The sequence below is a fragment of the Mesorhizobium sp. CA6 genome, assembly GCF_020165035.1.
Taxonomy (GTDB): Bacteria; Pseudomonadota; Alphaproteobacteria; order Rhizobiales; family Rhizobiaceae; genus Mesorhizobium.
On sequence record NZ_JAIUHI010000008.1, the window covers coordinates 133,885 to 146,575 of the forward strand.

A 12,691-nucleotide genomic window follows, 5' to 3' on the forward strand; every position below is an offset into this window, starting at 1 on the left:
GAGGACAAATGAACAAGATCGTCGAAGATATGGCGAACCGTCTGCTCAAGCGAAAGCCGGACGGTTTCGGTCCGCTCGAGAGCCGCGTGCTCCAGTCGACGCTCGAGCGCACCACCATCACCCGCGACACCAACAAGGCCGTGGCCTTCCACGAGACCTATGGCGACCGTATTGCCGACACCATCGCCAGGATCGGCGGCTCCTGGTCCTTCATCCTGAGCTTCCTGGCCTTTCTTGTTGTCTGGACTGCCGGCAACGCCTGGCTGCTCACCCGCGACGCCTTCGACCCCTACCCTTTCATCTTCCTCAACCTTGTTCTGTCGATGCTGGCGGCTATCCAGGCGCCGGTGATCATGATGTCGCAGAACCGCCAGACCGAGCGCGACCGCATCGACGCCGCCCATGACTACGAGGTCAATCTGAAGGCCGAGATCGAGATCATGGCCCTGCATGAAAAACTCGACGAGCTTCGCCATAGCGAGATCATCGGCATGCGTGACGAAATCCTGCGCATGGCCGAGCAGATCAGGCGCATTGACGAAAAACTGTCCGCGCGGCCCGCAACGGAATGAGCGAGACTATCCATCGCCTCATCGAGCAATACGGGCTGATCGCGGTCTTCCTGGGTTGCGTGGCCGAAGGCGAAAGCGCGGCGATCCTGGGCGGCTTCTTCGCTCATCAGCATGTTTTCGTGCTGTGGCAGACTTTCTTTGCCGCCTTCCTCGGCGCCTTCGCCGGCGACACGTTCTTCTTCACCCTGGGGCGCAGCTTCGCTGAACATCGCTATGTGAGACTGTTGCGCAGGCGTCCGGGCTTCAGCCGAGCCTATCGCCTGCTCAACACCCATCCCAACATTTTCGTGCTGACCAACCGCTATATCTACGGCATGCGCCTGGTCGGCGGCGTCGCCGCCGGCCTGTCGACCGTGTCCATGCCGCGTTTCGTCATCCTGAATGCCATCTCGTCCGCGGTCTGGTCGGCCCTGTTCAGCGGCATCGGCTATGTCTTCGGCCTGGGCGCGGAGGAAATCGTGGGCCAGGCGTTTGCTCGCCATCAGCGCCTGCTCATCGCCCTCGGCGTCGGCATCGTTATCGCCGTGGTCGCCTGGTTGGTAGGCCATCACTTCGCGAAGCGCGAACGCGCCAGGGAAGACCAGGCAGGATCTTGATCAATCCGCGAGGATCAGATCGGCGCGCCGACAAGGCGTTCGATGATGGCGATGCCCCAGACGCCGCCGGCGATCACGATCGAAATCAGCACGGCCAGCGAACCGCAGTCCTTGGCAAGTTGGATGTCGATGTGGAATTCGCGCGAGATTGCGTCGCAGGCCGCCTCGATGCCGGTGTTGAGCACTTCGACCATGATCAGGAGCAGCACAGCACCGATCAGCAGGGCATAGCCGCGCCAGGAAACCGAGATGAACCAGCCGGCCGGCAAGGCGAGCGCCAGCAACAGCAATTCCTGCTGGAACGCCTTTTCGTGGGCGGCCAACTTGCGGAAGGCCCGCACTGAATTGATGAAAGCATCGATCAGCCGCTGCATTCCTCTGCCCCTTTGCGAGTCACCGGCAGGGGATATCGCAATGGTGGGATCAAGGGAATAAGGCAGCCGCTGCAAAATTCATCCGCCCGCGACCTTTATCGACGGCGCCGATTTCTCGAACTGCGGCAACCCGTCCTCGATCGAATAATAATCGCCCTTGTCGCCGACGAAGATGTGGCATTCGCCCCGAAGCCCGCTCGGTTCCTCGAATGAACCAGCCATAACCGAAACATATGCATCGCCTTTCGGCTTCCAGAACAGCACCGAGCCGCATGTCTTGCAAAAGCCACGCTTGGCGAAGTCGGATGCCTCATACCAGGTGAGATTTTCCATGCCTTCGATAACGATGTCGGCGTCCGCTACATTGGTTGCGGCGTAGAAATGGCCGCTCTGCTTGCGGCATTGTGAACAATGGCAATAAATCACGCCGCGTAGCGGGCCCTTCGTTCTGAAACGCACCGCCCCGCACAGGCACGATCCGCTATGATTGTCCATTCCGGCCTCCTTCGACGTCGTCTGCACCGTTCATTGCCGGATAGAATTCCAGTTTTGAGATGACCGGGCACCGGCAAATGCGACACCGAAGCGACGCGTTTCAGAAGCTACCCCTGCACCGCTTTGCACCCTGTGGTAGCAAGGACAATGAGGAAATGCAGGCTATTAAGGAAACTTTAGCAGGACTGCATTTATCGTTCCCACAAGCGATGGTCGTGTTGGGGACGCGCCGTCGCAATTCTGATTCAAATCCCCGCGTGAGCGAACGCCGGCGGTGGCAGGTCTCCGGTCGCACTGAAGGGGCAGTGAACAGACATGAAGCCGGCAGCCATTCCGACCGACAGGAATACCGACATCGCCAGCACCGTCGTGACGACGATGCGACAGCTCGGCGTGCTTGGCCTGCCGCGTAACTATGAAATCTTCTACGAGGCGCTCAGCAGCAGCAATCGCGAACTCAGCCTTGCCGTCGTCTCGTTGAGCAACCGCCCGACCCAGGAAGACCTCGACCGCATCGGACGGAGCTTCTTCCCGCAGCACCACGGCCCCGCCATTGTCGAGCACGCCCGTGAGGTGATGGCCAAGGAGCTCGAGGACATCGCCGCGCTGTTGCGCAGCGAGCGCTCGCATATCGAGAAGTATGGCCGCATCCTCGACGAGACCTCGAGCGGCCTGAGCAATCGCAGCCTGCTTTCGCAAGAACTCCTGCAGAAGATCGCAGGCGCGATGTCGGCCGCCACCAGCTCGACGATCGACCATGGCCGTCAGATCGCCAGCACGCTCAGCGAAAAGACAGCCGAGCTTGAAAGCGTCAAGTCGAAGCTCGAGGAATACAAGCGGCTCGCCGACACCGACCCGCTTACGCAGCTGTGGAACCGCCGCGCCTTCGACAAGGAGATCACCCGGATCTACAACAGCAACCGCGGCATATTGTTCAACGCCTTGATCCTTGCCGATATCGATCATTTCAAGGACATAAACGATCGCTATGGCCACCCGGTCGGCGACAGGATCCTGCAGATCATCGCCGAGATCTTCCAGTCCAGCGTGCGTGCCGACATATTTGTCGCGCGAACCGGCGGCGAGGAGTTCGCGCTTATCGTCGAAGGCGCCAGCGAGGAAGCCACATACGAGATCGCCGAGCGCATCCGCGCGCTAATCGAGCAGACACCGTTCACCGGCAGCCAGACCGGCATGAACTACGGCACCGTTACCGTATCGATGGGCATCTGCATGGCCTCGGAGGCGGAAAACCCCGAGGATCTCTACACCAAGGCCGACCAGGCGCTTTACCGCTCCAAGGTCGGCGGCCGCAACCGTGTGACAAAGCACTCGGCCACGGTCAGCCGGGCTGGCAAAAGCTGGCTGCTTTACAAGAAAGACTGACACACCCCTTTCCAGGCGAATTTTTGTGGATTATATTTTCCACAGAAATGAAAGGGTGCGCTTATGCAACGTCCAGTCGCGGCCGCGACGGCGGCCGAAAATGCCGTCATTACCAAGGCCACGCTGCGCGCGGCCGACCTGCTCGATATCACCGCCAGGACGCTTGCCTTGGTCATCGGCGTGTCGGAAGCAACGGTCTCGCGCATGCGCCGGCAGGAATTCCTGCTTGAACGCGGCACCAAGCCGTTCGAATTGGCGGTGCTGTTCGTGCGCCTGTTCCGCTCGCTCGACGCCATCGTCGGCGGCGACGAGACCGTCGCCCGGGCGTGGCTGAAGAATCCCAACACCACGCTCGACGGCACGCCGCTCGAAAAAATCCTGACGATTGCCGGACTTGTCGATGTCATTGCCTACCTGGACTCCCGGCGCGCTCTCGTCTGAGGCCGTCCGGCTCGAAGGCAAGTACTGGCGAATGGTCGAGGCGCAGCACCGCGTCTCGACCCTTAAGCTCATCGACACGCTCGACGAGCAGGCGCTGCTGGAAGATCTCATCGAGGACACCAAGCCGCATATCCCGCTGGAGTGCCGCCACCTCCATTACCTGTTGTCGACGCCTTTTCGCTATGGCTCCGTTTATCCATACGGCTCGCGTTTTCGCCGCGCCGGTAAGACCAAAGGCGTCTATTATGCCGCCGAGACGGTGCTGACGGCGGTGGCGGAAATGGCTTTCTACCGCTTGCTGTTCTTTGCGGAGTCGCCGGCGACGCCATGGCCGAACGACGCCGCGGAATACACTGCCTTCGCCGCTGCGATAAAATGCGGCCGCGCGATCGACCTGACACGGCCGCCCCTGGATCGCGACGAACAGGCCTGGACGCAGCCCACCGACTACACCGCCTGCCAGGTGATCGCCGATGTCGCGCGCGAAGCCGAGTTGCAGGCGATCCGCTATCGCTCGGTGCGCGATCCCAGGGGCGCCAACATCGCGCTGTTGACCTGCAAGGGCTTTGCCAAGGCCAGGCCGCTGGAGCCGCAGACCTGGCGCATCCGGATCGGCTCTTTCGGCCTGCAGGCGATCTGCGAATTCCCGGAGAAGAGGCTGGAATTCTCACGCGCTGCTTTTGCGGACCCAAGGCTTGCCGGAATGCGCTGGGAGCGCGGCTACTGAACTCCGAAAACTGTATCGAGATTCAGGTCAGGAAGAGCCGAGAATGGTGGCCTCCGAGAACCCGAGCGGAGCGTACTTCAAGTACGTGAGCACCGGAAGCGCAGGAGGCCGCCATTCGCAGGCCGACCTCACCTGAATATCGATACAGGTTTAGGCCAGGATGTTCACCGCACGCGCCGCCACCAGCGCGATGGTCAGGAGCGAGATCATTGCTTCGGCCATCATCAGGAGCTTCGCGCGCTGCGTGAGCGGCAAGGTGTCGGTCGGCGAGAACGCCGTGGCATTGGTGAAAGCCAGGAAGACATAGTCGACGAAGCCCGGCAGCCAGCCCTGTATCTCGCGATCGGGTAGCGTCATTTGCGGAAACAGGAAGTCTGCCTGCGCGCGCTTGACCAGCCCGCAGGTCGGCGGGCCTCCCCGGTCGGTGCTCCAGAACCACAGCGCAAAGACAATCACATTGGTGACCCAGATGTTGAGCGCGTCGACGAGCAGCGTCGTGCCGGCCCCGGCATGCCCTTCCAGCAACGCCCGCACCAGGAAGACCAGCGACCCGCAATTCATGATGCTGATGACGCCGGTCATCACCAATGCTGCGCGGCGGATATAGAGGCGCAATCGGCCGATCGCGTACCAATGCTCATGGTCGACGGCGTTGCGCGTCGCCATTTGCGTCCAGGCCGTCGCGATCGACAGGGGCGCCAGCAGCGCCGCCTCCACTGTAGGGGCCAGCCAGCGCGGACCGAAGGACAGGTTGTTGATGACCAGAAGCTGCAGGCAGATGACGACGAGAACCGCGGCGCGCGCCGACCAGAAATCGAGCCCACGATGATGGATGACGGCATGCTGATGGCGCATGGAGGAACCTGTATTGCTAAAACCGCGGCGCTACGGACGGGCTCCGGCAATGATCGGCCGGCCGGTCCTGCCCGAAGCGCCGGCGACGGGTTCCATCGCAATCTTGGTTTTACAATGTTGCGGAAGAATACTTTTTCGTAAGCTTTTGCTATCGGACTGTTCAGCAATCCATCGGTATGATTTTAGGCCCGTATGTCGAGAACCAGTGAATCCGTGCATGTCTGGCCCGCCGCGGCTGCGGCGGAAGACGATCTGTCTTCCATCTGGAACGGTCTGGTCCGGCATCCATGGCGGTTACTGGCGCTTTTGTGCCTGATCCAGATCGCCTGCTGGACCGTCATGCCCGCGCTCGTCAACGTTGGGCCGCCGCGCGACGTCGTCGAGGGTTTCATGTGGGGACGCGAATGGGTGCTGCTGACCTACAAGCACCCGCAACTCCCCTGCTGGCTGCTCGAGATCAGCCACCTGCTCACCGGCTCGTTCCGCTGGCCGCAATATATGCTGTCGCAGTTGATGATCTCGACGACTTTCGTCCTGGTCTACCTTCTCGCGCGCGACATCATGGGCCCGACCCGGGCGATCGCCGCCGTGCTCTTGATGCCGTCGATCTATTTCTTCGGCTGGCCGACCCCGCAATTCAACCATGATTACGCGCAAATGCCGTTCTGGGCCGCAATCTCATGGTTGCTGTGGCGCTCGGCGCGCGACGGCCGTCCAGGCTGGTGGCTCGCCCTCGGCCTCGTCTCGGGCATCGGGCTCTACGCAAAGTTCTCGACGGCTCTGCTACTGGTGTTCGGTGGTATCTGGATTTTGTACGACGCCCGCGCTCGAAGCCGGCTTGCCACCCCATGGCCATGGCTCGGTCTTGCGGTTTTTCTGGGCCTCGCGGCGCCGCTGGCAATTGCGCTTTTCCGCCTCGATTTCCTGCCGCTGACCTATGCGGAGCATCGCAACGCCTGGGTGCTCGCTAACCGCGCACGGCTCTACTATATCGGCGTTCAGCTTGCAGGGCTTGCCGCTCTTCCCGCCGTTCTTGCTATTTCCGGCCTGCTGCGACGGCGGCCCGACCCGGCACGAGACCCCTTACCGGTCCGCCCTGCCCCCGAGCGGCGCGCGATTGTCTACCTGGCATGGATGGGCCTGGGGCCGGCGCTCCTGATCATGGCCGCCTCGCTGTTTACCGGCACCGGCGAGTCCTGGGGCGCGACGATGTACAATTTGGTCGGCACCCTCGCGGTTGCACTCTTGGGACAGCGCCTGGGCGCGGCCGAGTTGCGCCGACTGACGCTGCTGGCACTGCTATGCGTGGTCGGCGTATCGAGCGCCTATGCGGTGACCCGCTGGACCGGTTGCAACGTCCTCGGTCGCCTGCAGCCGATGTGCTGGCCGGCACGATCGATCTCGCAGACGGCCGAAGCGATCTGGCATGAGACGGTACCAGGACCACTGGGCATCGTCGGCGGCGAGGACGGCGTGGCTCAGCTTGCCGGGTTGGAAGCGGCGGACCAGCCGTCGATTTTCACGACGCTCGACAGGCGCCTTGCCCCCTGGATCACGGACCAGCGCCTGCGGGATCAGGGCCTGCTGCTGGTATGGCCGACCGGTTGGAGGCTCTCCCCGCAACAGCAGGCGTGGATCGCCGGCCTGCCGGTCAAGACCGTGCCGTTCGACTGGTCGCTCAAGGCACCGCCGCTGGAGATCAGCTTTGCCGTCATTCCGCCCGGCAGGACCAGTCTCCCGGGCGATCCGCCCGGACCGCCCGATCCGGAATGACCCGCGACTTGAAGTTTATCAGCCCGACGTCAAGGCGACAGCATCGCCGCCAGCGCCTCCGACGATAGGCGTCAAGCCTCTGTTCAGGCGTTGGCGGCCTGCTTGTGCTGGACCGGATGGCTCTTCTTGAGCAGGTCCGAGACCAGGAAGGCGAGCTCGATCGCCTGATCGGCGTTGAGGCGCGGGTCGCAATGGGTGTGATAGCGGTCCTGCAGGTCTTCCGCCGTGATGGCGCGGGCGCCGCCGGTGCATTCGGTGACGTTCTTGCCGGTCATCTCTATATGGATGCCGCCCGGATGCGTGCCTTCCGCGCGATGAACTTCGAAGAAGGTCTGCACTTCCTTGAGGATGCGGTCGAACGGCCGCGTCTTGTAGCCGGCCGCCTCGATCGTGTTGCCATGCATCGGATCCGACGACCAGACAACGTTGCGGCCTTCCTTCTTAACTGCCCGCACCAGCTTCGGCAGATGCTCGGCGACCTTGTCGGAGCCGAAGCGCGCGATCAGCGTCAGACGGCCCGGCTCGTTTTCGGGATTGAGCAGGTCGATCAATTCCATCAGGCCGCCCGGCGTCAGCGACGGCCCGCATTTCAGACCGAGCGGATTCTTGATGCCGCGGCAATATTCGATATGCGCGTGATCGGGCTGGCGGGTGCGATCGCCGATCCAGATCATGTGGCCGGAGGTCGCGTACCAGTCACCGGAGGTCGAATCGACGCGCGTCAGCGCTTCCTCATAGCCGAGCAGCAGCGCCTCGTGGCTCGTGTAGAAATCCGTTTCGCGCAGCGCGAAATTGGTCTCGGACGTGATGCCCACCGCGCGCATGAAATCCATCGTCTCGGTGATGCGGTTGGCGAGCGATTCGTATTTTTCTCCCTGCGGGCTGTCGGCGACGAAGCCCAGCATCCAGCGATGCACGTTCTCCAGGCTGGCATAGCCGCCCTGCGCGAAGGCGCGCAGAAGGTTGAGCGTCGCGGCGGACTGGCGGTACGCCATCTCCTGGCGCGCCGGATCCGGAATGCGCGAGGAGGCGTCGAATTCGATACCGTTGATGATGTCGCCGCGGTAGCTCGGCAGCGTCATGCCGGCCTTGGTCTCGTTGTCGGACGAGCGCGGCTTGGCGAACTGGCCGGCGACGCGGCCGACCTTCACCACCGGCTGCGCGCCGGCGAAGGTAAGCACCACCGACATCTGCAGGAACACGCGGAAGAAGTCGCGGATGTTGTCGGCGCCATGTTCGGCAAAGCTCTCGGCGCAGTCACCGCCCTGGAGCAGGAAGGCTTCGCCGGCTGCCACGGCCGCCAGCTGCTTCTTCAGCTTGCGCGCCTCGCCGGCAAAGACCAGCGGCGGATAGGTCGCAAGCCGCGCTTCCGTGGCCTGCAAAGCCCCAAGGTCCGGATAGGCCGGCACCTGCTTGATCGGCTTTGCTCTCCACGAATTCGGCGACCATTTCGTCATCGCTGCACCCAACGCCCTTCCAGAGCAACTCCAGGAAAGTGTAACGGCTTTCCGTCCGGAATTGCGTCAAATAAACCGGCGAGCGTGCTTGCCCGCCATTCCAGCCTCGATACGAGGTCGCGGCTCCTTACACGAAGCCGACTGCCTATTCTAGCCGGGTTTTTCAGTGGTGGCGAATGCGTTGAGCTGCTCGGCTTCCAATGTAGACGCCGTTACGCGGCCTTGTCGACGAGCCGCGCCAGTTGCGTCATCACCACGGCCGAGCCGGCGAGCCGCTTCTCCGCGTTCGGCCAGTCGCGGATGAAAACGACGCTATGGTCGGCCCTGATCTTGGCCAGCGATCCCTGCTCGCCGATGAACTTGACCAGCCCGACCGGATTGGGGAACTCGCGCTTGCGGAAATGAATGACGACGCCCTTCGGGCCTGCATCGAGCTTCTCGACATTGGCCTTGCGGCAGAGCGCCTTGATGAAGACGATCTTCAACAGATGCGTCACCTCTTCCGGCAGCGGCCCGAAGCGGTCGATCAGCTCGGCGCCGAAACCGTCGATCTCCTCGGTGGTCTCGAGGTCGCCCAGGCGCCGGTAAAGCGCCATGCGGAGCTGCAGGTCGGGCACGTAGCTCTCCGGGATCATCACGGCGGTGCCGACTGCGATCTGCGGCGACCAGCCGCCGTCCTGCGCCTCGCCGGTATCCTTCACCTCGGCCACCGCCTCTTCCAGCATCTGCTGGTAAAGCTCGAAGCCGACCTCCTTGATATGGCCGGACTGCTCTTCGCCCAGAAGATTGCCGGCGCCACGGATGTCGAGGTCGTGGCTGGCGAGCTGGAACCCTGCGCCGAGCGTGTCGAGCGACTGCAGCACCTTCAGCCTGCGCTCGGCCGTATCGGTGAGCTTGCGGTTCGCCGGCAGCGTGAACAGCGCATAAGCGCGCACCTTCGAACGGCCGACGCGGCCGCGCAACTGATAAAGCTGCGCGAGGCCGAACATGTCGGCGCGATGGATGATCAGCGTGTTTGCGGTCGGGATATCGAGCCCGGATTCGACGATGGTGGTCGACAGGAGCACGTCATACTGACCGTCGTAGAAAGCGTTCATGATGTCGTCGAGCTCGCCCGGCGGCATCTGGCCATGCGCCACCGCCACTTTCAGCTCCGGCACGGATTCCCTCAGGAAATCATGGATTTCGGCCAGGTCGCTAATACGCGGCACGACATAGAAGGAATGGCCGCCGCGATAGCGTTCGCGCAGCAGTGTCTCGCGGATGACCAGCGGATCGAAGGGTGAGATGAAGGTGCGCACCGCCATGCGGTCGACCGGCGGCGTGGCGATCAGCGAGAGCTCGCGAACGCCGGTCAGCGCCAGTTGCAGCGTGCGCGGGATCGGCGTCGCCGACAGCGTCAGCACATGCACGTCGGACTTGAGATCCTTCAGCCGCTCCTTGTGCTTGACGCCGAAATGTTGCTCCTCGTCGATGATCAGCAGGCCGAGGCGCTTGAACGAGATCGAGCTGCCGAGCAGCGCGTGCGTGCCGACGACGATGTCGACCGTGCCTTCGGCGATGCCCTTCTTGGTCTCCGCCAATTCTTTTGAACCAACCAGGCGCGACGCCTGCGCAATGCGGATCGGCAGGCCCGAAAAGCGCTGCGAGAAGGTTTTGAAGTGCTGCCGCGACAACAACGTCGTCGGCACCACGACCGCGACCTGGAACCCCTCCATGGCCGCTATGAAGGCGGCGCGCAACGCAACTTCCGTCTTGCCGAAACCGACGTCGCCGCAGATCAGCCGGTCCATCGGTTTGCCGGCGCCGAGATCATCCAGGACGGAATCGATCGCCGTCTGCTGGTCGTCGGTCTCCTCATAGGGGAAACGGGCGGCGAACTCGCCATAAAGCCCTTCCGCCGGGATCATGGAGGGCGCTGCACGCATCTGCCGCTCGGCGGCGATGCGGATCAATTGCCCGGCCATATCGAGCAGACGCCGCTTCAGCCGTGCCTTGCGCACCTGCCAGGCGCCGCCGCCCAGCTTGTCGAGCGTCGCCTCAGCCGAATCCGAGCCATAGCGCGACAGAAGCTCGATGTTTTCCACCGGCAGGAACAGGCGATCGTCGCCGGCGTAGTGGATTTCGAGACAGTCATGCGGCGCGCCGAGCGCTTCGATGGTGCGCAAGCCGATGAAGCGGCCTATGCCATGATCGGCATGGACGACGATGTCGCCTGCCGACAGCGACGAGGCCTCGGCTATGAAATCGGAGGCCTTCTTCTTGCGCTTGGAACGCCGAATGAGCCTGTCGCCGAGGATGTCCTGCTCGGCGACGACGACCAGATCGTCGGTCTCAAAGCCGGATTCGAGCGGCAGCACGGCAAGGCCCGCCTGCCCCGGCTCTAGCTTTTCGACCTCGGCCAGCGTCGCGACAGCTTTCAGATTACTGAGATGGTGCTCCGCGAGAATTTGTCCGAGCCGGTCGAGCGAGCCTTCGGTCCAGCCGGCGACGACGACGCGGCGACGCGCCGCGCGCTCGTCGGCAATGTGCTTCACGACGACGTCGAAGACGTTGATGTTGGGATCGGCGCGCTCCTCGGCAAAGCTGCGGCCTTGCCGCGAGCCGCCATGGAAGACTTTTTTGCCACCGACGTCGGGGGCGTCGAAGACGGTGAAGTCTATGTCCTCGCGCGGTCCGAGCGACGCCTTGAGGTTTTCGGGCGAGAGATACAGCAGATCCGGCGCCACCGGCTTGTAAGGGACGGCATCCTTGAGCGCGCTGTCGGCCTGCTTCCGGCGTGCCTCATAGTGGTCGAGGATCAGCGTGTGGCGCTCGGCCAAGGCCTCATGGGCCAGATGGTCGAACACGACGGGCGCATCCGGCAGATAGTCGAACACGGTCGCCAGCCGCTCATAGAAGAACGGCAGCCAGTGCTCCATGCCGGCGAAGCGGCGGCCTTCGCTGACCGCAGCGTAGAGCGCGTCGTCGCGCGACGGCGCGCCGAAGGCCTCGATATAGGAGCGGCGAAAGCGGCTGATCGTTTCCGGTGTCAGCGCCACCTCGCTCATCGCTTGCAGCGACATCGACTTGCGCTGCCCGGTGGTGCGCTGCGTCGCGACGTCGAAGACGCGGATCGATTCCAGCGTGTCGCCGAAGAAGTCGAGCCTGAGCGCCTCGCTCCAGCCGGGCGCGAAAAGGTCGAGGATGCCGCCGCGCACCGCGAATTCACCGAGCCCGCGAACGGTCGGCACGCGCTCGAAGCCGGATGTCTCCAGCCTCGCGATCAGCGCGTTCATGTCGATCTGGTTTCCCGGCTTGGCGTGGAAAGTCTGAGCTTCGATCAGCTCGGCCGGCGGGATGCGCTGCAGCAACGCATTGGCGGTGGTGAGGATCACCGCGCGATGCGGTTTCTTGGCCAGCGCGATCATGGCCGAAAGCGCGTCGAGCCGACGCGCCGCGGCGTCTGCGCCGGGCGAAACGCGGTCGTAAGGCAGGCAGTCCCAGGCCGGCAGCTCCAGCGCCGGTAGGCCGGGCGCGGCAAAGGCGAGCGCCTCGATGATCGCTGGCAGCCGCTGGCCGTCGCGCGCGACGAACAGCACCGGCTTGTCGGGCGCGATCTCCTGCGCCGTCTGCACCAGGGCGAAGGCTTCGTAGCCGTCGGCGACGCCGTCGACAACGAACTGGCCGGCGCGGCCCTTGGGCAGGCCAATGGAAGGAATGAGGGTCATGGATATGCGTTTTTCAAAATGTCATGGTCCGGCGCGACGCCAGGATCTTCCGCAGAACCGCGCAGTCGATATCGGGCGAAACTGGGCGCTCGCCGGTGACCATCGGGAAAAATTCGGTGTCGGGAATTTCGAGAAGTCTCTCATATTGGTCGATTTCATCGCCGGTCAAGGCGCCGATCTCGGCGTCGGCGAAGGAACCGAGGATCAGGTCCATCTCGCGCATGCCGCGATGCCAGGAGCGGAACAGGAGCTTGCGGCGGCGCGCGTCCAACCCCTCGCTTGATCGCTGTGTTCCGGTCATGGCG

The 12,691-nt window shown here is 63.2% G+C and carries 12 protein-coding genes; 6 read left to right on the forward strand and 6 right to left on the reverse strand.

Going from position 1 to position 12,691, the window contains the following annotated elements:
- Positions 1 to 8: 8 nt before the first annotated feature.
- Both LB526_RS14235 and LB526_RS14240 read left to right on the forward strand, forming a co-directional pair.
- The gene (locus tag LB526_RS14235; RefSeq protein WP_140840289.1) at positions 9 to 572 is read left to right on the forward strand and encodes a DUF1003 domain-containing protein; all 564 of its coding nucleotides are present in this window, start codon (positions 9 to 11) and stop codon (positions 570 to 572) included.
- The gene (locus LB526_RS14240) at positions 569 to 1,168 is read left to right on the forward strand and encodes a DedA family protein (protein WP_140840291.1); all 600 of its coding nucleotides are present in this window, start codon (positions 569 to 571) and stop codon (positions 1,166 to 1,168) included. Before LB526_RS14235 ends, LB526_RS14240 begins: the two co-directional genes overlap by 4 nt.
- 14 nt (positions 1,169 to 1,182) lie before the next feature.
- Here LB526_RS14240 and LB526_RS14245 read toward each other — a convergent pair whose 3' ends face one another.
- Positions 1,183 to 1,542 (reverse strand): diacylglycerol kinase, encoded by a 360-nt coding sequence (locus tag LB526_RS14245; RefSeq protein ID WP_224628114.1) that lies wholly within the window; start codon positions 1,540 to 1,542, stop codon positions 1,183 to 1,185.
- A gap of 78 nt (positions 1,543 to 1,620) precedes the next feature.
- Positions 1,621 to 2,037, reverse strand: a complete 417-nt coding sequence (locus tag LB526_RS14250) for a GFA family protein (protein ID WP_224628116.1) — start codon at positions 2,035 to 2,037, stop codon at positions 1,621 to 1,623.
- Positions 2,038 to 2,352: 315 nt separating this feature from the next.
- Between LB526_RS14250 and LB526_RS14255 the strand changes: the two genes are divergently transcribed.
- The 3 genes from LB526_RS14255 to LB526_RS14265 all read left to right on the forward strand — a co-directional run bounded on the left by LB526_RS14255 (position 2,353) and on the right by LB526_RS14265 (position 4,591).
- A complete protein-coding gene (locus LB526_RS14255) occupies positions 2,353 to 3,423 on the forward strand; it encodes a GGDEF domain-containing protein (protein WP_224628118.1) in 1,071 nt (356 codons plus the stop codon).
- 63 nt (positions 3,424 to 3,486) lie between these two features.
- Positions 3,487 to 3,864, forward strand: coding sequence for an antitoxin Xre/MbcA/ParS toxin-binding domain-containing protein (locus LB526_RS14260; RefSeq protein ID WP_027166494.1), 378 nt, complete (start codon positions 3,487 to 3,489; stop codon positions 3,862 to 3,864).
- Positions 3,824 to 4,591: an RES family NAD+ phosphorylase gene (locus LB526_RS14265; RefSeq protein WP_224628120.1), complete on the forward strand. Its 768-nt coding sequence runs from the start codon at positions 3,824 to 3,826 to the stop codon at positions 4,589 to 4,591. Before LB526_RS14260 ends, LB526_RS14265 begins: the two co-directional genes overlap by 41 nt.
- A 150-nt stretch (positions 4,592 to 4,741) precedes the next feature.
- Here the strand turns inward: LB526_RS14265 and LB526_RS14270 are convergent, their stop codons facing one another.
- Positions 4,742 to 5,446, reverse strand: a complete 705-nt coding sequence (locus LB526_RS14270) for a hypothetical protein (RefSeq protein WP_140840299.1) — start codon at positions 5,444 to 5,446, stop codon at positions 4,742 to 4,744.
- A gap of 213 nt (positions 5,447 to 5,659) precedes the next feature.
- Here LB526_RS14270 and LB526_RS14275 point away from each other — a divergent pair, with 213 nt between their 5' ends.
- Complete coding sequence (locus LB526_RS14275; RefSeq protein ID WP_224628122.1) at positions 5,660 to 7,219, forward strand: glycosyltransferase family 39 protein; 1,560 nt, start codon at positions 5,660 to 5,662, stop codon at positions 7,217 to 7,219.
- An 83-nt stretch (positions 7,220 to 7,302) separates the two neighbouring features.
- On the opposite strand, the gene LB526_RS14280 is transcribed toward LB526_RS14275, so the two are convergent.
- From LB526_RS14280 to LB526_RS14290, 3 genes are all read right to left on the reverse strand, one after another.
- Positions 7,303 to 8,676, reverse strand: a complete 1,374-nt coding sequence (locus tag LB526_RS14280; protein ID WP_224628123.1) for a class II 3-deoxy-7-phosphoheptulonate synthase — start codon at positions 8,674 to 8,676, stop codon at positions 7,303 to 7,305.
- A 212-nt stretch (positions 8,677 to 8,888) separates the two neighbouring features.
- Positions 8,889 to 12,386, reverse strand: a complete 3,498-nt coding sequence (gene mfd / locus LB526_RS14285; RefSeq protein ID WP_224628125.1) for a transcription-repair coupling factor — start codon at positions 12,384 to 12,386, stop codon at positions 8,889 to 8,891.
- A gap of 13 nt (positions 12,387 to 12,399) precedes the next feature.
- Entirely contained in the window at positions 12,400 to 12,687 is a 288-nt protein-coding gene (locus tag LB526_RS14290; protein ID WP_140840305.1) for a succinate dehydrogenase assembly factor 2, read from the reverse strand.
- Between the last annotated feature and the right edge of the window lie 4 nt (positions 12,688 to 12,691).